Annotated in this window: 14 protein-coding genes and 1 pseudogene; 3 read left to right on the top strand and 12 right to left on the bottom strand. The window is 75.4% G+C overall.

The window, feature by feature from the left end:
• The 8 genes and pseudogenes from QCN29_RS15570 to QCN29_RS15605 all read right to left on the bottom strand — a co-directional run.
• Positions 1-661, bottom strand: a pseudogene (locus QCN29_RS15570) (SWIM zinc finger family protein); the annotation flags it as partial.
• Positions 658-4518: a DUF5682 family protein gene (locus tag QCN29_RS15575; protein WP_279928640.1), complete on the bottom strand. Its 3861-nt coding sequence runs from the start codon at positions 4516-4518 to the stop codon at positions 658-660. The gene QCN29_RS15575 and the pseudogene QCN29_RS15570, both read right to left, overlap by 4 nt.
• Positions 4515-5696: an ATP-binding protein gene (locus QCN29_RS15580; protein ID WP_279928642.1), complete on the bottom strand. Its 1182-nt coding sequence runs from the start codon at positions 5694-5696 to the stop codon at positions 4515-4517. The genes QCN29_RS15575 and QCN29_RS15580 overlap by 4 nt, the downstream gene beginning before the upstream one ends.
• Positions 5697-5864: 168 nt before the next feature.
• Positions 5865-10757 carry a DNA-binding protein gene (locus QCN29_RS15585; RefSeq protein ID WP_279928644.1) on the bottom strand — a complete coding sequence of 1631 codons (4893 nt, stop codon included), beginning with the start codon at positions 10755-10757 and terminating at the stop codon, positions 5865-5867.
• Positions 10754-11608: a DUF4132 domain-containing protein gene (locus tag QCN29_RS15590; RefSeq protein WP_279928645.1), complete on the bottom strand. Its 855-nt coding sequence runs from the start codon at positions 11606-11608 to the stop codon at positions 10754-10756. The genes QCN29_RS15585 and QCN29_RS15590 overlap by 4 nt, the downstream gene beginning before the upstream one ends.
• Positions 11609-11785: 177 nt before the next feature.
• Positions 11786-12547 (bottom strand): response regulator transcription factor, encoded by a 762-nt coding sequence (locus QCN29_RS15595; protein WP_279928648.1) that lies wholly within the window; start codon positions 12545-12547, stop codon positions 11786-11788.
• On the bottom strand, positions 12544-13668 hold the full coding sequence (locus QCN29_RS15600; RefSeq protein ID WP_279928650.1) for a sensor histidine kinase: 1125 nt from the start codon (positions 13666-13668) through the stop codon (positions 12544-12546). The genes QCN29_RS15595 and QCN29_RS15600 overlap by 4 nt, the downstream gene beginning before the upstream one ends.
• A gap of 360 nt (positions 13669-14028) precedes the next feature.
• Positions 14029-14583 carry a hypothetical protein gene (locus QCN29_RS15605; RefSeq protein ID WP_279928651.1) on the bottom strand — a complete coding sequence of 185 codons (555 nt, stop codon included), beginning with the start codon at positions 14581-14583 and terminating at the stop codon, positions 14029-14031.
• Between the two features lie 143 nt (positions 14584-14726).
• On the opposite strand from QCN29_RS15605, the gene QCN29_RS15610 reads away from it, so the two are divergent.
• Entirely contained in the window at positions 14727-15611 is an 885-nt protein-coding gene (locus QCN29_RS15610) for a universal stress protein (RefSeq protein ID WP_279928653.1), read from the top strand.
• Positions 15612-15692: 81 nt separating this feature from the next.
• Positions 15693-17261 (top strand): FAD-dependent oxidoreductase, encoded by a 1569-nt coding sequence (locus tag QCN29_RS15615; RefSeq protein WP_279928654.1) that lies wholly within the window; start codon positions 15693-15695, stop codon positions 17259-17261.
• A 146-nt stretch (positions 17262-17407) separates the two neighbouring features.
• On the opposite strand, the gene QCN29_RS15620 is transcribed toward QCN29_RS15615, so the two are convergent.
• Complete coding sequence (locus QCN29_RS15620) at positions 17408-18661, bottom strand: DUF6777 domain-containing protein (RefSeq protein ID WP_279928655.1); 1254 nt, start codon at positions 18659-18661, stop codon at positions 17408-17410.
• Positions 18662-18839: 178 nt separating this feature from the next.
• Between QCN29_RS15620 and QCN29_RS15625 the strand changes: the two genes are divergently transcribed.
• Positions 18840-20120: a streptophobe family protein gene (locus QCN29_RS15625; protein ID WP_279928657.1), complete on the top strand. Its 1281-nt coding sequence runs from the start codon at positions 18840-18842 to the stop codon at positions 20118-20120.
• A 111-nt stretch (positions 20121-20231) separates the two neighbouring features.
• On the opposite strand, the gene QCN29_RS15630 is transcribed toward QCN29_RS15625, so the two are convergent.
• Genes QCN29_RS15630 through QCN29_RS15640 form a run of 3 tightly spaced genes read right to left on the bottom strand, consistent with a single transcriptional unit; the run spans position 20232 to position 24411 of the window.
• On the bottom strand, positions 20232-21242 hold the full coding sequence (locus QCN29_RS15630) for a serine/threonine-protein kinase (protein WP_279928658.1): 1011 nt from the start codon (positions 21240-21242) through the stop codon (positions 20232-20234).
• Between the two features lie 5 nt (positions 21243-21247).
• Entirely contained in the window at positions 21248-22003 is a 756-nt protein-coding gene (locus tag QCN29_RS15635; protein ID WP_279928660.1) for a hypothetical protein, read from the bottom strand.
• Between the two features lie 53 nt (positions 22004-22056).
• Entirely contained in the window at positions 22057-24411 is a 2355-nt protein-coding gene (locus QCN29_RS15640; RefSeq protein WP_279928661.1) for an FHA domain-containing protein, read from the bottom strand.
• Between the last annotated feature and the right edge of the window lie 138 nt (positions 24412-24549).

The raw sequence follows: 24549 nt of genomic DNA on the forward strand, positions 1-24549 counted from the left end.
CGCCGGTGGCGTTGTCGGGCGCGTCGGGCGGGGTGGTGGAGGCCCCGGGTGCGGGCGGGGAGTCCTGGCGCCGGGCGGGGCGAGCGGCCCCGGCGTCGTTCGCCGCGGCGACGAGGCCGGCGGCATCGGCCGGGACGGCGGGCTCCCCGGGGGCCGCTGCGTCCGGCGGGGCGACCCCGGCCGCGGTGTGGGACGGAGGCTCCGTCGCGCCGACCGTAACGGGCGTGCCGGCCGTGCCCGTCGAGGCGGCGTCATCCGGTTCGCCCGGGATGCCGGCTCGGGTCGTTCCGGAGGCGGAGGACGCGGCTCCAGGAGACGCGGACAGCCGCCGCTCCGGCCCGCCCGAGGGCGACGCGGCGACCGGGCACAGGTGCAGCACCGCCGCACGGTGCAGACAGCGCGGGGCGAGCAGACAACTGCACCGCGCCTGTCCCGCCTCGCTCACCACGCCCGACGGGCCGGGCTCCAGCGTGACGTCGGCGTCCTCGCCGCAGGCGACCCGCCAGACCCCGCCCGAGGCGCTGACGGGGGCGCGGCGCAGGCGCTCGACCGCCGAGTCCAGCCGGCCGCGCAGCCGGGACGTGAGCTGCTCGGCGGCTTCGGCGCCGACCTCGGGCGCGACCGGCGGCAGCGAGGGGACGGCGTCGGTTGCGGGCGTCAACGGGTTTCTCCTCTGAGGCGTTCGCCCACCCAGCGGGCCAGGGCGTCGGGACTGAGCGCGGCCACGGGCATGCCGGCTGCGACGAGCTGCCGGGCGACCGGCACGGAGTAGCGGGGCGTGCCGTCGTCGTCGAGCGCGGCGCAGCCCAGCAGTTGGACCCCCGAGGCGGCCAGGGCCCGGACCTGCCCGAGCAGTTCGCCGACGGGGCCGCCCTCCTCGAAGTCGCTCACCACGACCACCAGAGTCCGGCTGGGGGCGGTCACCAGGGTGCGGGCGTGCGCCAGCCCCGCCGCGATGTGCGTGCCGCCGCCGACGCGTACCTCCAGCAGCAGCGAGAGCGGGTCGTCGATCCGGCCGCTGAGGTCGACGACTTCGGTGGAGAAGGCCAGGAAGTGCGTGGAGAGAGCCGGAACGCCGCCCAGCACCGCGGCGGTCAGGGCCGACCAGACGACCGACGCCTCCATCGAGCCGGAGACGTCCACCGCCAGGATCAGCCGCCAGTCCGCCTCCTGGCGTGCACGGGTGCGGAAGACGGGACGCTCGGGCACGACGACCGTGCGGCCGTCGTCCAGCCGCCGGGCGTGGACGATGTTGGCGTGCAGCGTCCGAGCGAGATCGAGCGCCCCTCCGGGGCGGCGGGTGGGGCGCGGTGTGCCCAGCCCGAACAGCGCCGGACGCAACCGGGTGGACAGTTCCCGCGCAAGCTCCTCCACCAGCCGCCGCACCAGCGGGCGCAGCCGGGCGAGCTGCTGCTCCGGAAGCCCGCCCGCCAGCTTCAGCACCGAGGTGAGCAGGCCCATCGACGGGCGTACGGCGTGCGGGTCCAGCTCCGCCAGCACATCGGTGCGTCCGGCGTCGACTGCCTGCGCCAGCACCTCCTCGCGCACCTGCGGGCCGAACAGCGCCCGGAGTTCGCCCGACCACTCCCGGACGCCGGGGAACGACGCCTCCCGGCCGCCGCCCGTCCCGGCCGTCACATCGTCGGCCCCCTCGCCGCGGCCGGCGCCGTAGAGCTCGTCGAGGGCCTGCGCATAGCGCCGCACCCCGGTCGGCAACCGGTCGGACTGGCGGCCGAGCAGCAGCCGCCAGCGGTCGGCCGGGTCGATGCGAGGCGCGCCGGCGTGCGGCATGCCGTCGAACTCCAGGCCCTTGGACGGGCTCGCGGCCGACGGCGCGGCCGGTGCGGCGGCGGCCCCTTTGCCCGCGGGGTCGTCGTGGACGGCTGCGGTTTCCGGCATGGCCGGTGCGGCGGTGGTCTCACCGCCGCCGGGGCCGATGCGGGCGGACGCTGCGACGGGCGCGTCTGGTGTGACGTGGGGGGCCGCCCCGCCCGGGCCGTCCTCGGCGACGGGCGCGGCTGCCGCGTCCCCCGAGCCGGGCGTGCCGGGCGCTTGGAAGGCGATCGGCAGGGAATGCAGGGCCGCCAGCCCGGCGGCGTCCGCCGCCGCCCATCGCGCGAGCAGCTCGGGCGGGGCGGCCAGCGCCGTGTCGGGACGCTCCCCGAGCCTCTCGGCCACGGTCTCAAGCAGCCGTTCGCGACCGGCCGGGGTGAGGGTGTCGAAACCGGCCCGCAGTGCCGGCAGCCGGTCGAGGAACCCCCGGTCGCCGAGCGTCTCGACCCGTGTGAGCAGCGGCTCCAGACAGGCCGGGGCCGCACGCAGCAGCGGGCCCGCGGCGGTGAGCACGCCGGCAAGCAGCCCGGTCAGCCTCCGACGCCCCTCCGGGCAGCCGGCGGCGTCCGTCCAGCCGGCGGCCCGGAGGCCGAGCGCGGCGGGGCTCTCCAGGCCGAGCAGCACCCGGGCCGCCAGCGCCGCCCCCTGCATCAGCGGGGACGCGGTCCGCGCCAGAGCGGCGAGGGCCTCGTCGAGCCCCAGCCCCAGGCGTTCCTCCGCGGCGCGCGCGGCGAGCGACGTCAGCGCCGCCGCATCCTCGGGCCGGTCGCTGCCCGCGAGGCCGGGGAGCACCCGTACGGCCGCCTCCAGCAGGACGTCGGCCAGCGCGGCGGCCTCCGTCCGGGACGCCTCGTCCGTGCCGGGCAGATGCTCCCGGCGCAGGGCCTGCAGCAGATCGAGCGCCTCCAGCAGCTCCGGCAGGCCCGCGGCGGACGGCAGCGTCGCCGCGGCCTCGGCCAGCCGGTCTCCCACCAGCTCCGGAAGGTCGCACCGAGCGGCCCTGCGCAGACCGTCCAGCACCTGGGCACAGCTCGCCCCGCCTTCGGCGGCCTGCTGCCGGAACGCCGTGCGCAGCGTTCCGGCCGCGGCCTGCCGGGCAGTGACGCCCCGCACCCCCGCGAGATCGAGACGGGCTGCGACCGAGGGCGTCCAGGCCACGCTCCACCGCGTGCTGAGCGCGGCGCCGTCCCCCGTCCCGGCCACCTCGCCCGGGTCGCCGTAGCCCGCGCCGCAGACCCGCAGCCGGTGCAGCAGGACCTCCCGACGCCGGTCGAGCCCGGAGCGCAGCGGGTCCAGCCGGACGTCCCGCCGCCCCGGCTCGTGCGGGCCCGGCAGCCGCAGCTCCGCCAACTCGGCCTCGACCGAAGGGCCGAGCCCGGAGCGGGGGGCGTTTGGTGCGACCCGGCCCCGGACGGCCCCGACCATCACCGTCTCCAGCGCGCCGGCCACCGCGCGGCCCCGGCCCAGTGGGTCGCCCTGCCCCAGTACGGATGTCACCGCCTCCACCAGCTCGCCCCGGCCCGGCGCGGGCATTCCGCGCAGCCGCGCCAGGTCGGCGGCGACGCGGAGCGTCTCGGCAGCCTCGCCGGAACCCGCCGGGTGCCCCGCGGAGCGCAGCTCCCGGCAGACGCCCGTGATGACCGAGGCCGCCGCGTCCACGACCCGCACGGGGTCGCCGCCGGCCGCCAGCAGCTCCTGCTGCCAGCGGGGGTCCCGGATTCCGGCGGGATATCCGGACCGCGAGTCCAGCAACGCGAAGGCGTACGGCACCAGCGAGGTGCCGGGCGGCACGGGCCCGCCCGCCCCGGGGACGTCGCCGCCGGGCAGGGCGCCGTCGGCGGGTGTGCCCCGCGTCCCGCGGACGCCCTCCCCTGCCACGCCGTCCGGGGAAGGCCCGGCGGCTTCACCCGGAGCCGTGCGGACGTCCCGCCCGGGCAGCAGCGCCGGGGCGTGGAAGGCCCCGACCACCGCCGCCACCCGGCGGCCCGCCGCGCCCGCCGCGGCCACCGTCCGGCGCATCCGGGCCTCACGGGCGAGGTCCACGGAAGGCACGCCGCCCGCGCCCGCGGCGTCCGTCCGCAGCGCCCAGCCCATGGCGAGGGCGGCGCGGCGCACCTCCTCGGGGGAGCTGCCGGGGGCGTGCGCCTCCACCGCGCGGTCCCACAGATCGTCGCCGTCCCGGCCGCTGGCGGAGGCCTCCAGCGCCGCGGAGAACGCGGGCCCTCGCGACTCGGCCGCCGCACCGTCATCAGACCCGCCGTCATCAGACCGGTCGTCATCAGACCGGCTGTCAGCAGACCCGCTGTCCGGACCGCCGTGCCCGTCCCACTCGGACAGCGGCAGATCACAGCAGCGCACCTCGGCCCCGCGGTCCCGCGCCCAGCGCAGCGCGGCCAGTTCGGGGGAGAAGTCGGCGAAGGGGTAGAAGCCCAGACCGCCGTCGCCGCGCGCCCCCGCCAGGGCCACCGGAGCCACGGTCGCGGGGTCCGTCAGATACGGCAGCCACGCCTCGAAGTCGGACGGCAGCTCCACGCACACCACGTCGGCGCCGGCGGCGTCCAGCAGCGCGGGCACCGCCGCGGCCAGAGCCGGGCTGTGGTGGCGGACCCCGATCAGATACGGCTCCCGGCACTCGGCCAGGCGTGTCAGCGCCGCATCGGGCCCCGCCTCCTGAACCGCCGTCATCGCAGGTCCTCCCGCAGGTCCCAGAGCCGACGCCAGACGGCGTCGCCGTCCTCGGCGCGGCGGCGGACCGGCCCGTCCCAGTACCCGAGCAGCCGGGTGCGGTCGGCCGGGTCGTCCTTGCGGACCACGCCCAGCAGATGGCCGGGCACCAGGTCGAGGACGTCGCCGTCCGGCAGATAGGCCGCCGACACACCGAGCGAGGCGGCCACCTGAACCGCTTCCGCGGTGGACATCACCGTCCCCGGCCGCTCCACGTCCCAGCCTTCGGCGGAGCGCCCCTCCCGGAGTTCCCGGAAGACCGTGACCAGCACCCGGAGAACACGGTCCGCGACGCCGAACGACGCACCGGACCGCTCCACGGCTGCCGTGGCCTGACGGCGCACCAGGGCGACCTCCGCCTCGGCGTCGGAGATCGGCTGCACGGTCTCGAAGTTGAAGCGCCGCTTGAGGGCCGCGGACATCTCCGAGACACCGCGGTCGCGCAGGTTCGCGGTGGCGATCACGGTGAAGCCGGGGACGGCTGCGACCAGTCCGTCCTCCGTCCCGGCCAGCTCCGGGACGCTGAGCCGCCGGTCGGACAGCAGGGAGACCAGCGCGTCCTGCACCTCGGGGAGACAGCGGGTGATCTCTTCCAGCCGGGCTGCCTTTCCGGTGCGCATCGCGGTGAGCACCGGGGAGTCCACGAGCGCCTCACGCGTGGGGCCCTGAGCGAGCAGCATGGCGTAGTTCCAGCCGTAGCGGAAGGCGTCCTCCGTCGTGCCCGCGGTGCCCTGGACGGTGAGCGCGCTGGTGCCGCAGACCGCCGCGGCGAGCAGCTCGGAGAGCATCGACTTGGCCGTTCCCGGCTCGCCGACCAGCATCAGTCCCCGCTCACCGGCCAGCGTCACCACACAGCGCTCGACCAGGGCCCGTTCCGAGATGAACTTCGGCGCGACCGCCAGCCGGTCCGGCAGGTCCCCGCCGCGTGCGTCCTCCGGCAGCTCCAGGGCGACCCCGTCGCTGCCGCAGATGAAAGTGACCGCCGCACGCGGGGTCAGCAGCCAGCCGGGCGGCCGCGGGCCGGCGTCCTGGGCGGCGAGGAAGGTGAGTTCGGCCGCGTACCGCTCCTCGGCCGGGAGCACCTGACGGCTGGGGGAGGAGACGGCGGGGGCGGGTGCCGCGATGGGCTGCGACGTCATACGGGATCGATCCTTCGAAGAGGGCACGGTCGGAAGAACGCGACGGACGGGAACAGGGCGGGAACAGGACGGGAACACAAGGGAAGAGGGGAGACGGAGAGAGCGAAGGCGTAAGGGACGCGGTGCCGGCGGGCCGGGGGCGGGCGGGTCCCGCCCCCGGCCCGCATCTCAGCGGCGGCGCCGGGCACGCACCGGCGCGAGCTCCCCGAGGCGCGGTACGTCGCCGCCCGCGACCCGGCCCCAGGCCGCGCGGTACAGACCGGCGGCGGGACGGGTGGGGACCAGCACGCTCAGCACCGGTCCGGCATCGGTCACATGCTCGTACAGCGGCACCTTCCACTGCTCCAGCGGAAGGTGCGCGGAGCCCGGCTCCAGCCAGCCGCCGGGCAGGAACAGCGAGCGCCCGGCCCGTGCGCGCGTCGCCTCCACGGCCCGCCCGGAACCGGACAGTTCGGCCCGTGCCGCCTTCAGCCTGCCCGGCTTCCAGCCCGTCCACCGCGCGGTGTTGCGGTCGGTGGGGTCGGGCATGGCCAGCAGCATCAGATACAGGGCGGCGGCGTCCCGGCCGAGACCGCACTCCGCGGCCGCCTCGGCCACCAGCTCCGGCACGGACCGCGAGGGGTCCTGCGGCCACCAGCAGCCGTCCTTGCCGCGCTCGCCGTCCGCCGGGTCGCCCGGGTCGGCCAGCAGCTGCGCGAACCGCTCGGAGCGGGCCAGCTCCAGCGCCGCCTCCACCGGGAAACACCGCTCCGGCTCGCTGCGCAGCGCCCGCAGATACGGGTCGTCACCCGCCCCGCTCAGCAGCGACGGCCGGATAGCCGGACACGGAAGGCTGTCCTGCGTGCCCATGAGCACCGCTCCGTACCGCTCATGGGTGTCGGTGACCTCGGTGGGCGCGCCCGCCGCCGCGCGGAAGCCGTCGAGGTCCACATACCGGCCCAGGTCCAGCAGCAGCCCCGGGTGGGCCAGCCGGTCCCGTACGGCGACGAGCGCCGCGGGCAGAGCTGCGCGCACCGGATCCCCGGCGGGCAGCCGGTGCGCCAGCCATGCGGTCAGCTCGACGGCTCCGGTCAGCGTGCCGGCGGTGAATCCGACGGCCCGGTCCTCCTCGGGAACCGCGCGGTCACGACGGACGGTCCATGTCAGATCGCGGCTCAGCCGGGGCTCGGCGGCCGGGTCGAGCAGTGCCGGGAGGGCGGTGCGGGGCTCCCAGTCGGAGCGCACCGCGCGCGTGGCCTCCATCAGCAGCCCCTCCGGAACCGCCGCCCTGCGGCCCACCTCGGCGTTCCACACGGCCGCGGCCGCCGCGGCGTCGGGTCCGTGCGTCCACAGCCGTTCCGGCTGCTCCGGCAGCAGGGCGGCGACGAGCCCGCGCCGCACACCGCCGGTCAGCCCGCGCAGTTCCTCGCGTGCGAAGGCGGCCTCGCCGACCGACACGTCCAGCACGGTGCGCACCTCCCGGGGCAGGAAGTCCCGCCCCGGGACGTCCACTCCGGGCAGACCGGCGACGACCAGGCGGGCCGTGGTCCGGGTGACTCCGGTGAGACGGGCGAACTCGTCGGCCGCCGCGGGGAACCAGGGCGCGGGACCCCGCTCGGCCAGCAGCTTCAGAAAGGCCTCCAGCCCGTGCTCCCGCCACCCCGGGCCGAGCGGCTCCGAGCCGCGCACCTCGTATGCGGCGGGTATCGGGAACCGGCCGGACGGATCGTGGCACAGCACGGTGCACTGCACGTCCCCGAAGCCGACGGACTCGCCGAGCACCGCGAGGACGGCCCCGTCGCCCAGCGGCAGCCGGCGGGCGCCGTCCTGCGGCGCGGTGATCCGCTCGCCCCCAGCCCCCTCGCCGAGGCCGAGGGTGAGCCGTCGCCACTGCGGTGAGCCGCCCGCCGCGCCGATCCCGGCCGCCGCCGCCAGCTCCAGCAGTTCTCCCAGCGGCCGCCGCTGCTCGTCCGGGGTGACGGCCGTCAGCGCACGGCAGGCCACGGCCTCGGTCCACTGCAGCAGCTTCGGAAGCGGGAGCCGGCTGTACGGCAGCGGGGGACCGTCGCGATGGGTGGCCCCCTGCGGCGCGGCCTCCGCATGCCCGGGCGCGAGGACCGTGTGCAGGAACCCGGCGACGCCATGGTCCCCCCGGTGCGCCGAGGGGCCGTAGCAGCCGCATATCCCCAGTCCGTCGAGCGCGTTGCACACCTCCTGGTCCGAGGGGCCCGCGAGCTTCTCCGGGCGCTTGTTCAGCGCCGCCTCCAGGCGGGCGGAGGTCTTCTCCAGAACCCGCTGCTGCCGGGCCGCACAGCGGACGACGCCCGCCACACCCGCTGCCAGCGCCGGGTGGCCGATCTGGGGCAGCAGCGCGCCGACCGAGGCGAGGAGGGCGTCGTCCGAGCCGGAGCCCTCGCCGTCCTTCGCCGCGGCAGCGGCCCCGGCCTTCAGCAGCTCCGCGGCGGTCTCCCGGCCGATGGCGCGCAGCGCCGCCGACCCGTGGGGGTCGCGGGGACGCAACCGGTGCCAGTGGCGCGGCGGCGGCAGCAGCGCCGTGCCCGCCGCGAAGTCGCCCGGCGCCTCGTCGGTGTCGGCCACGGCGCTGATCCGGCCGTCCGGCCCGACCAGTCGGACGCGGTAGGAGTCGATCAGCACCGCCCGCGGCCGGTCGTCGCCCGGGAAGACCAGCGCGGCTCCGGGACGTCCCGCGGCGGCCGGAACGGTGACGGAGCGTCCGGAGGCGTCCTCGCCGTACCAGGAGCCGTCCGTCAGCTTGACGGACCGCCAGCCGACCAGCCCTTCAGGGCGCTCGCCGGCCGGCAGCAGCCAGTGCGAGCGGTGGGGGCGGTCCGCGGCCATGTCCAGGAACTGCGGCGCACCCCGGTCGCCCGTCTCCTCGTTCAGCGGATCCCATGTGTACCAGCCCATGCCGTGGGAAGCGCCCTGCCCCTGCCAGACCCAGTACGACTCGCCGTCGCTGATCAGCGGCATCTCCTCGGGCACCGCAGTGTCCCCGCACCGCAGCGTCCCCGCCCCCGTGGTCCGCCCGCCTCCGGGCAGCGGCAGGGTGGAGCTCTCGGAGGTGCAGCGGTACCACGTCATCGACGCCCCCCGCCGCCGGTCGGGCCCTTCGAGACGCAGCAGCCGGCCCGCGTCGGTGTGCCAGTAGCCGCGCAACTCGCCGTCGTGCGCCTGCGAGTTCCAGTAGACGAGCAGCGAGCCGTCCGCATAGTGGCAGCCGGGTGCGCTCCGCGGCAGGTCCTCGGCGGGGATGCGCAGATCGTGCGTGAGGACGGCGGAGTCCGCGTCGAGGACCCTCGCCTGCGTTTTCCCTGCGACGATCAGATACGGCCAGGCGTCGGCGACGTACAGGCTCTCGACGTGCTCGCGGGCCGCCAGGTCCGCGACCGCCTCGTCCCAGACGGGCCAGCCCAGTTCGTCGAAGATCCCGGCGCGCAGGGTGCGGGCGAGGAGCGGGGCCAGGTCCGCTCCGAGGACGCCGCGCACCTCCCGCTCGGCCAGCGCCAGCACTTCGCCCGGCAGACCCGTGAGGGTGCCCAGCGCCTCAGGAAGCTCCGGCAGCCCGACGGCCGTGGGGCGGTCGGCGACCTCGGCCACCCACTCGGCCAGCATCGGCCGCCCGCCGGGGGAGGCGGCCAGTGTCCGCAGCGCCGTCCCGTCGGACGCGTGGTGGTTCGCGCTGCGCCGGAAGGCCGGGCGGAAGCGCGGGTCCGCCGCCAGCGCGAGCAGATCGCGCCGCTCCCCGCCGCGCGCCCAGGTGCCGAGCGCCAGCCGGCCGTCGCCGGGGTCCGCGACCGGCACGCCGAGCGACAGCAGCAGATCCAGCACATCGATGTCGTCCGGCACGTCCAGCGGCCGCCCCGCGGCCGCCGTCTCCGAGAGCAGCCGCTCGGCCATCCGCTCCAGCAGGGCGTGCAGGGCGGGCGCCGGGCCCACCCGGTAGCCGTAGCCGCGGAAGTCGAGGAAGCGCTTCAGCCACCCCGCGCTGTCGTCCGCCGGCCGCTCCGCCTCGGGCCGCGCCGGGTCGTGCAGAGCGGCGGCGGCCCCGGACTCCTGGAGGATGTCCAGCCACACCCCGGGCAGCTCGGGATCGTCGCCCTCCGGCGTCACATCGAGGAGCCGGCGGCGGACCGTGGCGTCCTCGCGGCCCAGCTGCGCCAGCGCCTTGCGGTGCTTCTTCCACCAGCCGGCCGCCGCCCGGAGCGTGGCGGGCAGCGCGAACAGGTCCGCCGTGAACGCCCGCTCAGCCTGCTGCGGGTCCTCGCCCGCCGCCTTGGCCAGCCGCCGCAGTTCGACGCTCATCGTCGGCGACGGCGTCATGCCGTGCGCGGTGCGCCGCACGCACAGCCGGATGAAGCGTCGCAGCGCCTCCCCGGCCTCCACCCGCGCCGACAGCTCCCTCGCATACCCGGCAAGGGCCTTGACCGGGATCGCCCCGGCGACGGCGAACTCCAGGAAGACGGAGTCGAGCCGCTCCTCGTCGACGGGCAGTCCATGGGCGGCCTCCGCCTGCCGGGCCCGTGCGAACAGCTGTGCCGCGTAACCGGGCTGGTCCACGGAGAGGAAGATCCGTCCGGCCTGCTCGCAGAAGACGGGCAGCATATGCGGCTTGGCGGAGTCGAGCCTCCCGGCGAGCTCCTGACACGCCTTGAGGGCGAGCTTCGGCTTGGAACCGGCCTGCTGGGCCAGCCGCTCCAGCTCCGGAACCAGGTCCAGCGCGTCGCGCCCGTCCTCGGGGTGGTGGACCAGCACCCACTCGGGGAAGCCGAGCGGGCGGCGCAGCCCGACGCCCACCTCGGCCGCCTCGCCGTCCCGCTCCAGACCGAGGTAGCCGGCGGCCAGGTCCTCCGCCTCGCCCAGTTCCTCCGGGACCAGCCGCACGACCACCCGCTCGGCCAGCGCAGGGTGCCGGTAGCCGCGTGCGGTCAGCGGGACGGCGCGCTCGCCCGCCGCCTCGCCGGCAGGCAGCACGGCGCCCGCCGCGAGCAGCTCCTCCGCCGAGGTCTGCGGCTCCGTCCCGCCGGTCCCGCCGGTCCCGCCGGTCTCGAGCGTCTGGCTCATCGGTTGCTTCCTTCCTCGACGGTGCGGCCCGCGTACAGCGCCGCGGCCATGCGCATGCCCTCCGACCAGGCGATGGGGCCGACGTCCCCAGGGCGCAGCCGGTACCCCTCGGCGTCCTGCCACTCGACCGGCCCCGTCTCCGGCTCGTAGTCGTCGTAGTACGGCTCGCCCGTCCACACCGTCGCCACGGCAGTGCGGCCCCCTTCCGTCACCGGGCAGGTGGCATGGGCGCCGGAGACCCGGTATCCCAGCGAGGCCGCGCGGGCGGTCAGGGCGAACCGGGAGGGGTACGCCGCCCCCGCGTACCGCTTCTGCTCCGTCGTCTGCCCCGCCGCGTCGTCGGGCTTGAGCCAGGTGGCGCGGTGGATCTGCTCCACGCCCTGGGTGACGCCCAGTTCGGCCGCGAACTCCCGCAGCTCCTGAAGATCGGGCAGCAGCACCGGGTGCGGCAGGCGGACGGTCCGCGGGGAGATGCGGACGGTCTCCCCGTCCAGGTCCACCAGGCGCAGTTCCCCGCCGTCGGTGACGTCGCGCAGGAAGCCCGTCTCCTCGTCGCAGCCGACCACGACCAGGTCGCGCAGCACCGACTGCCATGCCTCGTCGGGCCAGACGCGGACCAGCAGGGCCGTGGGCACCGGGAGCGAGGACATCATCCAGGAGTCCACCCGGGCCCGGCAGTCGGCGGCGTGCCGTTCCAGCCACTCGGACAGCCGCCGCAGCCGCTCGGTCCCGGGATGCCGGCGCACCGCCTTCGGCAGTGTCTTCAGCACCCGCCCGGACGCCGACCGGGCCGTCACCCGACCGCCCACCAGGGAGATTTCATAGCCGTCTGAAGCCGACACCCAGCCCACGCGCTGTCCTTCCCTCCACACACACTGCGACTGCACACCGTGCGGCCGCGCAGAGCGGCCGCACGCGCCCGGCCGGAAACAGCCGTCCGGGCGACATACGAGAGCAAGCTAGCCGCAGGCACTGACAACGCGTCGGGCGGCATCCGTCGCCGCGCGGTCCCGGCCGGACGCGGGCCCTCAGGAGGCGTCCAGGCCGTCCTCCCGGACGCGCAGCGCGAGGTCGATCTTCGTATAGGCCGGGCGGCCCGCCTGCTGGTACTTGTCCTTGACCCGATCCAGGTAGTACTTGGCCGTGTTCGCGGTGATCCCCGCACGCCGGGCCGTCGACTTGAGCGTCAGGCCGGACGCGTAGTCGAGCAGCACCTGGAGCTCCTTCGGCGACAGCCGCGGGCGGTCGGGGCGCTGATCGTGGGCCAGAGCGAAGGCCAGCTCGGGGGAGTGCGCCGAGCGCCCCGCGGCCACGTCCTGAAGGGCTGTCACCAGGGTATCCAGATCGTGGTCCTTGGTGAGATAGCCGTCGGCCCCGGCCGCGATCGCCGCGACGATCCGGCCGCGGTCGGCCACCGTGCTGATGATCAGCACCCGGCTGCCCGCCGCCCGCAGCCGGCGGATGTTCTCCGGCGGCTGCGAGCCGTCCCGCAGCACCAGATCCAGCAGTACGACGTCGAAGGCGTCGCCGTCGCCTTCCCCGTCCGCAGCCGCGTCCGCCGTGCCCGCGCCGTCCGCAGCAGCGCGGGCAGCACCGGCGCCCCCAGCACCGGCGCCCCTCGCACCGGCGCCGCCCGCCTCGGCGCCGCCCGCACCCGCCGTGTGCTGCCCGAGCAGTTCGTCCACCGTGGCCGCGGCGGCCGCCAGCCGCACCCCCGGCACATCCCGCATCCAGGACCGCAGCCCCTCCAGCAGCATGCGGTCGTCATCGACCACCGCGATCGTGATCACGCCGGCCAGCTCAGTTCCACCCGGGCCCCCTCACCGGGGACGCTCTCCACCTCGGCCGCGCCGCCGATGCCCCGCATCCGCTCGTGCACCGAACTCCGCAGCCCCAGACCGCCCGCGACGAGCTCCGGGTCAAAGCCCTTCCCGCGGTCCACCACGGTCACCACCAGCCGGCCGTCCCGCCCGGTCGCCGTGAGATACGCCCGGCCGGTGCCCGCGTGGCGCAGCACGTTGTTCAGCGCCTCGGTGACCGCCGCCGCCACCTCGGCGGCAACCTCCGGGGGAACCGACGGCACCTCCCCGTACTGCGCGCTCACCGAAAGCCCCAGGCACTCGGCCGCCCGCACCGCCTCCTCCAGCGCCGCACCCGCCTCCGGATAGGCGTCCGCGTCCGCCGACTGCTGGATCAGCCGGCGCAGATAGGCCGCCTCGCGGGCGCAGCGGGACCGCACCTGCTCGGAGTTGGCGTCCACCCCGCCGCCCGCGATCGCCGTCAGGGTGGCCAACACCGTGTCGTGCAGCGCCCGGTGGTGCACGATGCGCTCCGCGTACCGGGCGCGCTGCGCCTCCGCCTCCTTGGCCTTCTCGTTCGCGGTGTCCAGCAGCGTGCCCTGCCGCCGCAGGTACCACCAGAAGACCCACCCCAGAACCGCCGACGAGACGACCGAGTTGAGATGCCCGGCGGTCACCGCCATGGCCGCGCCGACCAGGCTGTACCCCAGCGCGTGCGTCACCGCGACGAGCGCCACCGCCAGTACGGCCTGCGCCCGGTCCAGCACCACCGCGGCCGGCGCGGACGACGATCCGCCGAGCACCATCACCCAGGCGATGGCGGGGGCCTCGTGCGCGCCGCCCCACAGATAGGCCGCGAACGGCAGTGCGCAGCCGGTCACCAGGACGTCGGCCCAGACCGTCCTGCCGTTGAACCAACCGCGGGCGCGAGCCGTGCCGTAGACGAGCACACTGCACGCCACCGCCGCGGCGAGCACCGCCCAGGACACCGGGCGGTGCCGGTGGTGCTGCACCACGGCGACCAGTCCCACCATCAGATGGCTCGCCCGGTACAAGGCCGTGGCCACGATCAGAAACGCCTGAGCCCGCTGAAGTCCCGAGCCCAGCTTCACCGCACGCCTCCTCGGCGACGCATGCCCCACTCCCCTGAAGCGACCTGCCTGCTGCACCCCCTCGATGCAACCCCCCTGAACTGGCGGTACAGCCTTCCGGCCGCGCCCGCTAGCGTCATCGACATCAGTACACCGCACCGGCGCGCCGCGCCTCGCCGTTCGGGCTACGGCGAGGCAAAGTGGCTCGATTGCTGCGCCCGGCGCGGCGTTCGCGGAGGCGGGGACGGACGGGGCTTGCGAAGACCGCGACGGGGAACGGGGGACGCGGGGAAGCGGGGACGGGCGCCTCGGCAGCAGGGGAAGTCTGCCGTGCGCCCGCCCCCGCACACACCGGGACAGGCCGGAAACAGCCGCTCCGGGTCAGTCGATCCGGGCGCAGAGATCGTCCCGATCGCCGTACACCATGGTCACCGTCTTGTATCCGGTCCGGCTGATCTCAAGCATGAAGACCCCGTCGACGAGGTACAGCCCGCGGGCGAGATTGCCGCCGCCTTCGCCGACGCCTACCAGCACCGGGCCGAAAACCGTCCACGACTGCGAGCCGTCCGCGCGGTGTTCGACGACGGCCGTGCCGCTCGCGTCCGCGTCGTAGGACGCTCCCGTATCGGCGTTCACCACCCGGACGACGAGCTCGCCCCGGTAGGCGACATGCTTCGGCGACCCGTCCGGGTGCCTGGCCAGCACCAGTCGCTCGACCTCGTCCACAACGGGCTCGCCGTGGACCGGGAAGTCGCAGCGCGCTCCTGCGGGGACGTCCCACGGCGCGGACGGCGCGGGCTCCCACCCGCCCGCGGCCGCCCCGGCGGCCGCCGGGCCTGCGGCCGCCGGGGCGGAACCCAGGACGACGGCCGCGAGTGCGCCGACGACGACACGGAGAACGCCGGGAACAAGGCCGGGCTGGCTGTTCCTCGACACCGGAGGCCGGCGCCGCTGGTGCTCCCTGGCCACCTGCGGCGCGGCGCAGGCCTGCGGCGGACGGGCGGACGACGCCAGGAGCTGAAATCCTGGAACGGCTGAGATCCCGGAACAGCCGGCCGAGCCATGCGACGGAGGCACAGATGGCGCGCCCGATCACCGCGGGGGTCGACGGATCCGACGAGAGCCTGGACGCGGCCGACTGGGCCGCCGACGAGGCAGCGCGCCGCGGGCTGCCGCTGCGCCTGCTGCACGCCTGGCTCTGGCAGCCGCTGGACCTGCCGATCGCCCAGGACCGGGATGCCCAGGCCCGGTGGGCCCAGGGCGTCGTCACCGACGCGGAGACCCGGGTGCGGGCCCGCCGGCCCGAGCTCTCCGTCTCCGCCCGGGTGGTCTCCGACACGGCCGTCGCCGCGCTGCTCGCGGCGGCCGAGGAGTCCGAGATGCTGGTGATCGGCTCCCGCGGCCACGGCGCGCTCGTCGGCTTCCTGGTCGGCTCGTACGGGCAGCAGGTGATCGCCTCGGCGAAACGCCCCGTCGTCGCCGTCCGCGCGGGCCAGAGCGGCCCCCCGGACGAGCCGGGCCTGCCGGCGGGCGGGCCGGTCACCGTGGGACAGCAGGGAACGCCGGAGGACAGCGCCTCCGTGCTGCGCTTCGCCTTCGAGACCGCTGCGGCCCGCGGCGCGACCGTACGGGCCGTACGGGCCTGGGCGCTGCCGCCGGTCCTCGGCCTCGGCGCCGACGCGCTGCGCGCCGCCGACGAGGCCGGCGGCCTGGTGGCGCTGGAGCGGCGCAGACTGGCCGAGGCGCTGGCCCCCTGGCGCAAGCGCTTCCCCGAGGTTCCCACGGTCGAGCACGTCGAGATGGGCAGCGCGGCCGAGGTGCTCCTCACGGCCTGCGCCGGAGCCCGGCTCGCCGTCGTGGGCCGGCGGGTCCGCCGCTCACCCGTCGGCGGCCGCATCGGATCGGTGGCCCACGCCGCCCTGCATCTGGCCCCCTGCCCGGTCGCCGTCGTCCCGCACGACTGACCACCGCCCGGTGACACTCTCCCGGGGCCGCCGCCGGGACGCCCCCGTTATCCGCCGCGGAGAACGGGAAAACTGCATGATATGGCGGAGGAACGGCACGTACTCGACACGTCGTACTGGATGACCGACACCCCCACGACGGAGTATCCGCCGCTCTCCGCGGACACCACCGCGGACGTCGCCGTGATCGGCGCGGGCATCGCCGGGCTGTGCACGGCCTGGGAGCTGACCGGCGCCGGTCTGGACGTCGTCGTCCTGGAGGCGGACCGCATCGCCTCCGGCGTCAGCGGGCACACCACGGCCAAGCTGACCTCGCTGCACGGCCTCGCCTACTCCCGCATCGAAGCCGAGCACGGACCAGGGCCCGGCGAGCTGTACGCCCTGGCGCAGGAGGACGCGCTCGACCACACCGCCGCGCTGTGCCGGCGGCTCCACATCGACGCACAGCTGGAGCGCGTCCCCGCCCACACGTTCGCCGTGGACCGGGAGCGCGAGCGGCAGATCGCCGCCGAGGCGGAGGCGGCCGCGAAGGCCGGGCTCGACGTCACCCTCACCGCCGAGACCGAACTGCCGTTCCCCGTCGCGGCGGCCGTGCGCACGGAAGGCCAGCTCCAGTTCCATCCGCGGGCGTTTCTGCTCGCCCTGGCCGAGCGGACCGCCGAGGAGGGCGCCCGCATCCATGAACGGACCCGCGTCACCGCCCTTCACGACGGCCGCCGATGCCGGCTCACCACCGGCGGCGGGGCGCACGTGGAGGCCCGCGACGCGGTCGTCGCCGTCGGCTATCCGGCCTTCGACCGCTCCCTGCTGGGCACCCGCCTCAAGCCCCGCAGGGAACTGGTCATCGCCGCGCCCGTCCCCGCGTCCGAGGCCCCCACGGGCATGTACTTCAGCCCCGAGGACCGGGTCCGCTCACTGCGCAGCGCCCCTTACGACGACCGGCGGCGGCTGCTGATCGTCACCGGTGAGTCCTTCGAACCCGGCGAGGGCGGTGTGCAGGCGCGGCTGGCCCGCCTCGACGCCTGGGCGAGCGGACGCCTGCCGGGCTTCGCCGACGCGGAGCGCGTCTACCGCTGGGCGGCGCAGGACAACGACTCCAGCGACCATCTGCCGTACGTCGGCCACATCCACCCCGGCACCCAGCACGTCTACGTGGCCACGGGCTTCGGCGGCTGGGGCATGAGCAACGGCGTGGCGGCCGGGAAGCTGATCGCCGCCCATGTCGCGGGCCGGCCCCGCCCCGCCTGGACCGAGCTGTTCGACCCGCGCAGACTGCCGCACATACGGGAGACGGCACAGATCGCCCGGTTCCAGAAGGCCGTCGCGCGCCACTACGCGGGCGACCGGCTGCGCGCCGGGCACGTCGAGTCGGCCGACGCGGTGCCGCCCGGCACCGGCGAGATCGTGCGCCTCGGCGCCGGCCGCAGGCGCTGCGCCGTCTACCGCGACGAGACGGGCCGGGCCTCGGCCGTCTCCGCACGCTGCACCCACGAGGGCTGTCTGGTGCAGTTCAACGACCTGGAACGCACCTGGGAGTGCCCCTGCCACGGCTCTCGCTTCGCCGTCGACGGCACGGTGCTCCAGGGCCCGGCGACCAGCCCCCTCGAACCCCGGACCGCCGAAGGCGAGCCGCAGGAGTCGCCCGGCTGAGCGGGTCCGGTGACGTCCCGCGTGCCTCGGCGGCACTCCGAAGAGGCGCAGGGCCGTGCGGACATGCGGCTCCGCCGCGTGGGCGCGACGGGCCGCGATGCGCCGCACCCGCTCGACGGCCGATCGCCGCACTCCTCGCGGGGTGCTCAGACGCTCGGCGGGACGGGCAGGCCGTACGAGGCCGCAGAGGTGCGTGCCGCGCCGTCGGGCGACGCCGCCGGGGGCCCGTACGTGCCGGTCCCGTCCGTCGGGCCGACGTCCTCGGTGGGTTCGACGGGCGTCTCGGTCGCCGGCGTCTCGGTCCCCGGCGTCTCGGTGGCCGGTGTCTCGGTCGGCGATCCGGTAGGCGAGTCCGTCGGCGTCGGGGAGGTCGGCGAATCGGTCGGAGAGGGGGACTCGTCCGGAGACGGCGGTGTGGTCGGCCTGTCCTTCTCGCCCGTGTCGCCCTTGTCGCGGGCGAACCACTCGCCGTTCTCGAAGTCGAAGAGGATGAAGACGTTCACCACCGTCGTCGACGGCGTGACCGCCACGGTGTTCGACGGGCTGTACCCGGGCCAGGAGTCACCCCTGCGCTGCACGGAGCCCTGCAGCGCCTGCGGCGGGGTCAGCGGGTTGCCGCAGGCGCACCGCACCCGGGGCACCCCGCGGTCGTCGACCAGGACTGCGGTGCCCGCTTGGAGCACCGCCTGATAGCTGGTGGCCTCGCCGTCCTTGTAGCCGTGGTTGGTCACCCGGGTGTCCGCCCGCAGCTGTACGGGGGTGAGCGAGCGCAGATAGTCGGGGACGGCGTCCGGCTGGATGTCCAGCACCGAAGCGAACGCCTGGTTCTTGTCCGGTTGGTCCGTCAGATACCGGATCTGCTGCTCCACATCGCAGCTGGGCACATTGCGCGTCCCGCCGTACAGGCCGGGCTCCGAGCCGTCCACCGTACGCGTCACCCGGCCGTCGTCCTCCTCCGGAGAGGCGGGCGAGGGCGGCGGGGGAGCGGACGGGGACGCCTCGGCCGAGGACTCGGTGAACGGGTCGGGGCCGGTCGAGCCGGCCGCCTGCAGGAACACCTCGTCCTCCGCGTCGCCGCCCCCGGCTGAGAGGACGACGGCCAGCACCGCCGCCACCACCACGGCAGCCGCGATGCCCGCCACGATCGGAACGGACCGCCACCAGGGACGCCCCGGCCCCTTTCCGGGGCCCCCGGCAGGACCGCCGCCCTCGCCCCCGCCCTCGCCCCCGCCCCCGCCTCCGCCGGGTCCGCCCTCGCCCGGCCCGCCGGGCGGCTCAGGCGGCGTCGAGGCCGGCGGAGGCGTGGGGCTCTGCTGTGTGGGCCCTTCCTGGGAGGGGCCCGAGAGAGGGCCTGACGGGGGACCGGTGGGACGGTCGGATGACGGCGGCTGGGAACTCACGGGCCTCTTCTCCCGACGTGGCAGTGCCGAACAGGCTGGATGAAACAGTGCATAAGAGGAAACATAAGACTTCTTATGTGTCTGCCTATTGTGTGCCTGTCCGTCACGGACCCCGCAAGCTGACGCGGTCGGCCCAGCCCGACAGGCGCAACCGTCCGCCGCTGCATAGCGTGGCAGCGTGAGCGCGCAGCAGACCCGGGACCGCAGCGGCGCCGGCCGTGCCGCCCACGGCTGGCCGCAGGCGCTCGCCGCAGTGCTCGCAGGGCTGGTCGCGATGGGCGTCACCGCAGGCCTCGGGCTGTGGGCGGCGGGCGCGACGGACCTTCCGGGCAACGCCTTCTGGCGGGTCGTCGCCGCCGTCCTCGTGATGGCCGTCGGCGGCGACGTCGCATTCGCCGGGGAGGCCGGAGCCATCGCCGAGACCCGGGCGGACCTCACCGCGCTGCCGCTCTCCGTCACCCTCGTCGGCGCCCTGGTCGTCGCGGCCGGCTTTCTCCGGCCACTGCGGCACCGGGCGGTCGCGGGCGCCGCCGAACTCGCCTCATGGGCGGCGCGGCTCGCCGCACTGTGGGTCCTCGCCCTCATCGGGCTGTGCGCCGCCGCCCGGTACACCTTCGTGATCCCCGTAGACGACCCGACCGGGATCACGGACCTCTTCGACGTGACCCCCACGGTCGGATTCCGCGCGTCGTACGCCCTCACTCTCGTCTACGGGCTGCTCTGGCTGGCGGGCGTGCTGGCCCTCGCCCTGCTCGTCTCCCGCAGAGCCCCGCTCCCGGCCCGCCTGGTGCGCTTTCAAGAGACCGTGCGCCCGGCCGCCTTCGCCATGGTCGTGCTGCTCCTCGCCTGTGTGGCCGCCGGGCTGATCACCGGCTTCGTCGTGGCCGCGACCCGCGGCCACACGGCCGAGACGTTCGCCGTGATCCTGCTGGGGCTGCCGAACCTGGTGTGGCTGAGCTTTACGCTGGGACTCGGCGCGACCTGGGAGGGCCGGGTGGAGGGTCCGTTCGGACTGCCCATGCCGGAGGTGCTGGACCAGGTGCTGCGCACCGAGACCCCCGAGCTGTCCGAGCTCAACGTCGGCACGCTCGCCGAATACGACGGCCGCGTCTGGTGGCTGATCCCCGCCGCCGCGGTGCTGCTGCTCGCCGCGGCCGTGGTGATGGCCGTCCGCTCACCCGCGCGGATGCGGCTGTGGCAGCACGCCGTGCATCTGGCCGTCGCCCTGGTCCTCACCGTGCTGACGATCTGTCTGATCGCCCGCGTCTCAGCGCACTACGGCCTGTCGCTGCTGGGCATCGGGGACCTCGGAGGCGCACTCGGCGGCGAGGTGATCCTGCGCCCCCGGCTGTGGACCGCGCTCGGGCTCGCGGCGGCGTGGGGGTTGGTCGCCGGCTTCCTCGGCGGCCTGCTCGCCCGGCCGGTCCACCGCCGCGGCGAGGCGCCCGCGCGCCGCTGAGGACCGATCAAGCCTCGCCCGCGATCGAGGCGCGCCCTTCCGGGGCGGAGCCCTCTGGGGCGGAGCCCCGGAGAGAGCAGGGCCCGGGGCGGAGCCTCGCGAAGGCGAGGGTCAGGCCGCGTCCGGGCCGAACACCGGCCGCGCCCACCGCGGCGGCCCCGGCGGCGGACTCACCGCCGCCCCCTCCGGCCCACCGCCGGCATGGACGTCCACCCGGGTCGGCGGGTGCCCCTCCTGACCGCCGGCCGGTGCGGCGCGGACCACCGCGGCGCGCAGCTCACCGGCGAACTCCAGGCACGACGCGTACCGCTCGTCGGGCGTCTTGGCGAGCGCGCGCTCCAGCACCGCGTCGACCTCCCGGGGCAGATCGGACCGCTGCCCGGTCAACGGCGGCGGCGGGTCGTACTGATGGGCCCACAGCAGCGCCAGATCGTCGTCCCGCTGGAACGGCGGCACCCCGGCCAGGGTCTCGTACACCACACAGCCCAGGCTGTAGACGTCGCAGCGGCCGTCCACCGGCCGCCCGGAGATCTGCTCGGGCGCCACATAGTCCAGCGTCCCCACGAACTGGCCCACGGTGGTGAAGCCGGTGAGCGACAGGGACTTCTTCGTCAGCCCGAAGTCGGTCAGATAGACATGCTCCGGATGGTCGCGGTCCGTGCCGGCGGCGATCAGGATGTTGCCCGGCTTCACATCCCGGTGCACCAGGTCGTGCGCGTGCGCGGCGTCCAGCGCCGAGGCCACCTGCGCGGCGATCCTGATCGCTGTGGCGGCGGGCAGCGGCCCCTGGCGGTCCAGCAGGGCGCGCAGATCCTGACCGGACACGTACCGCATCGCGATGTAGAGGATGCCCTCCGTCTCCCCGGCCTCGAAGACCGGGACGATGTGCGGATGGTCGATCGCGGCGGCCACCCGCGACTCATGCGTGAACCGCTTGCGGAAGGTGTCGTTGCGGGCCAGTTCGGGCGCCAGCAGTTTGAGCGCGACGACGCGGTCGAGGCGCAGGTCGCGGGCCCGGTAGACCACGGCCATGCCCCCGCGGCCGATCTCGCGTTCCACGAGGTAGCCGGCGATCCGGCGGCCCACCAGGTCCGAGGGCCGCCCGGCCGCGGCGTGCGCCATGCCGTTCACTCCGATCCGCCGCCGTCGGGCCGACCGTCACGGGACACCACCCGGGTGGGCTCGTGCCCCTCGGGGGAGCGGGCCGGCGTGCCGCTTTTCTCGCCGGGAGCTGCGGGGGCGGGAGCCTCGGGAGCCCGGGCGTCAGGTCCGGAAGGCCGGGTTTCCGGTCCTGGACCGGGTGCTTCTGGGCCTGGACCGGCTGCTTCTGGCCCGGGACCGGGAGCTTCTGGGCCGGGACCGGGAGCTCCGGCGCCCGGGGCCTCCGGTTCCGCGGCGGCAGGCGGCTCGGAGGCGGCGAAGGCGGTGAGGGCCGCCCCGTCGCCGTAGACCCAGCGCTCATGCTCGGCGTCGTACAGCCAGACCGACTCGCCGTCCACGACCGCCCCCACCCGCAGCCCCCGTGTACGGCCCCGGAACCCCTCCCCGTCCGTGCGCCCCTCCGCCAGGTCCAGCACCGCGCCGCGGTACTGCCGCAGCGTCTCCTCGACGCGCGCGAGGAGGGGCCGGGGATCCGCCGTGCGGGCGAGCGGCAGGCCCGGCGGCGGGGGGTCCCGCGGCACGGAAACCAGCAGCCTGGCGTCGACCCACGTCGACCAGCCGTTGGCGCAGAGGACCTGCCCCCAGTCGCCGCGCCGGTCGAGGAGCTGCACCGGCAGAAGCGGGTCGAGCGGGGCGGACGTGCGGGAGACGTCCGGCATCTCGAAGGACGGCAGCCCGCCCTGCGGGATCACATGCGTCGGGCGGAAGTCCTGCACCGTCATCGCCATGCTCCCTCCGTCCGCCGGTCCCCTTTGCTCTGCTTCACCCACTTCCGCTACTTCCGCATGATCGCCGGTTCCTGCCGCCGCAGCAGCCTCGACACGACGAAGCAGAACGCCACGGAGAGTCCGGCCAGCACCCCCATGTCCAGCAGCCAGACGCCTGCCGAGTGCTCGAACAGCGGATCCGCTGTGCGTTCGCCGGGGACGATGCGGGCCAGGTCGACGGTGCCGGCCATCGCCGCCAGCGCCCACCGTGCCGGAACCAGCCAGGACAGCTGCTGAAGCACCGGCACCCCGTCCACGCTCAGCAGCGCCCCGCAGAACACCACCTGGACGATCGCGAGGAGCACCAGCAGCGGCATGGTGACCTCCTCCTTGCGCACCAGCGCGGAGATCAGCAGCCCGAGCGTCATGGCGGTGAACGACAGCAGCGCCACCGCCAGCGTGATCTCCAGCAGCGGCGGCATCAGCACACCCTCGCCGCCCGGCGCGTTGAGGTCGACGCCGGCCAGTGCCACCAGGGTCAGCACGACCGCCTGCAGCACGGTCACGGTGCCGAGCACCACGACCTTCGACAGCAGGTACGCGGATCTGGACAGCCCCACGGCCCGCTCCCGCCGGTAGATCGCCCGCTCCTTGACCAGCTCCCGCACGGCGTTGGCCGCGCCCGTCAGCACCCCGCCCACACACAGGATGAGCAGGGCGTTCATCGCGGTCTCCTGCGTCAGCTCGCTGCCGGCCAGCGCCCGCGCCATCGCGCCCATCACAAACGGCAGCGCGATCATGATGGCCAGGAAGGTGCGGTCGGCGCTCAGGGCGGCCGCGTACCGGCGTACCAGCGTGCCGAGCTGAGCGCGCCGGGTACGGGGCCGGGGCGGCGGCGCGGGGGCCGCGGGCGGGGCCGCCGCCTCGGGCAGCTGCGGCTGGGCCGTGGAGTTCGCGACGTACCGCAGATGGAACGGGGAGGTCCGGTACTCCCCCGCCCAGTCGCGCGCCTGGTCCGCCTCGAACGCCTCGAACGCCTCGGGCCACTGGCCGAACCCGAAGAACGGCAGGGTGTCGTCCGGGGGTCCGTAGTAGGCGATCCGGCCCCCGGGGGCGAGGACCAGCAGCCGGTCGCACACATCGAGGCTCAGCACGCTGTGGGTGACGACGATGACGGTGCGCCCGTCGTCGGCCAGGGTGCGGAGCATATGCATCACGGACCGGTCCATGCCGGGGTCGAGCCCGGATGTGGGCTCGTCGAGGAAGAGCAGCGACGGCTTGGTCAGCAGTTCGAGCGCCACGCTGACCCGCTTGCGCTGCCCGCCGGACAGCCGGTGGATCGGCAGGTCAGCGCGTTGTTCCAGGCCCAGCTCGCGCATCACCTCGGCGACCCGGTCGCGGCGCTCGGCCCGCGCGGTGTCCTGGGGGAACCGCAGCTCGGCCGCGTAATCCAGGGCACGGCGCACGGTCAGCTGTGCGTGCAGGATGTCGTCCTGCGGAACCAGCCCGATGCGCTGGCGCAGCTCGGCGTAGTCGCGGTAGAGGTCGCGGCCGTCGTACAGGACGGTGCCGTGGTCCGCGGGCCGCAGCCCGGTCAGCGCGTTGAGCAGGGTGGACTTGCCCGAGCCGCTCGGGCCGACCACGGCGAGCAGACACCGCTCGGCCACCGGGAAGGACACATGGTCGAGGAGCACCTTGCGGCCGCGGTCGACCGCGACGGCGAGCTCCTGCACCTCCAGGGAGATCTCGCCGGTGTCCACGTACTCCTGTAGCTGATCGCCGACGAGGCTGAACGCGCTGTGGCCGACGCCCACGATGTCGCCGGGGGAGACCGGAGCGCGCTCCACGGGCTGCCCGTTGAGATAGGTGCCGTTGTGGCTGCCGAGGTCGACGATCTCGTAGCTGCCGTCCGGGTGGGCACGTAGCTCGGCATGGCGTCGGGAGACGACCAGATCGTCGATGACGAGGTCGTTGTCCGCGGCGCGGCCGATGCGCACGGTGCGGACCGGCAGCGGCCGTACCGTCGTGGGCTGCCGGAAGGTGCCGGTCGAGGAAGGCGCGGACACGGCGGAGGGCCGCTCGGGCGCGGGCGGCGGAGGCGGCTGGCGGGCCGTGAGGACGGCGCGCGGTCCGTCCTGGGGGTTCCCGAACCTGATGACGCTGCCGGGGCCGACACCCCACTCGCGGACGCGCCGGCCCTCGGTGTAGGTGCCGTTGGTGCTGTCCTCGTCCTGGAGCGTCCAGTGGTCGTCCACGGGCCGGATCACCGCGTGGTGCCATGAGACCCGGGCGTCGTCGAGCACGATGTCGCTCAGTGGGTCGCGTCCTACGTGGTAATCCCGGCCGGGGGTCATGACCGTGACGCCCGTGTCCGTTTCCAGGACGAGCTCGGGTGCGCCGGGCGCGACAGACCGCTCTCCCATGACCGAAATTCTAGCTATTGATCCATATATGCGCCTGGTTGCTGCGCCAGCTGGGCCGAAGGGGCGGACGGCCGCGGACGCCCGGGGGCGCTACTCGTGGCGGCCGCGATCAGCGAGAAGCGGTCGGGCGCCGCCGTC

Origin of the sequence: Streptomyces chengmaiensis (genome assembly GCF_029846775.1) — a bacterium.
Taxonomy (GTDB): Bacteria; Actinomycetota; Actinomycetes; order Streptomycetales; family Streptomycetaceae; genus Streptomyces; species Streptomyces chengmaiensis.

What these genes read in the sequence shown, in the direction of transcription:
- QCN29_RS15615 (WP_279928654.1), top strand. Translation starts at nt 15,693, where the DNA reads ATGGCGGAGGAACGGCACGTACTCGACACGTCGTACTGGATGACCGAC.
- QCN29_RS15580 (WP_279928642.1), bottom strand. Translation starts at nt 5,696, where the DNA reads ATGACGTCGCAGCCCATCGCGGCACCCGCCCCCGCCGTCTCCTCCCCC.
- QCN29_RS15610 (WP_279928653.1), top strand. Translation starts at nt 14,727, where the DNA reads ATGGCGCGCCCGATCACCGCGGGGGTCGACGGATCCGACGAGAGCCTG.
- QCN29_RS15585 (WP_279928644.1), bottom strand. Translation starts at nt 10,757, where the DNA reads ATGAGCCAGACGCTCGAGACCGGCGGGACCGGCGGGACCGGCGGGACG.
- QCN29_RS15640 (WP_279928661.1), bottom strand. Translation starts at nt 24,411, where the DNA reads ATGGGAGAGCGGTCTGTCGCGCCCGGCGCACCCGAGCTCGTCCTGGAA.
- QCN29_RS15635 (WP_279928660.1), bottom strand. Translation starts at nt 22,003, where the DNA reads ATGACGGTGCAGGACTTCCGCCCGACGCATGTGATCCCGCAGGGCGGG.
- QCN29_RS15575 (WP_279928640.1), bottom strand. Translation starts at nt 4,518, where the DNA reads ATGACGGCGGTTCAGGAGGCGGGGCCCGATGCGGCGCTGACACGCCTG.
- QCN29_RS15630 (WP_279928658.1), bottom strand. Translation starts at nt 21,242, where the DNA reads ATGGCGCACGCCGCGGCCGGGCGGCCCTCGGACCTGGTGGGCCGCCGG.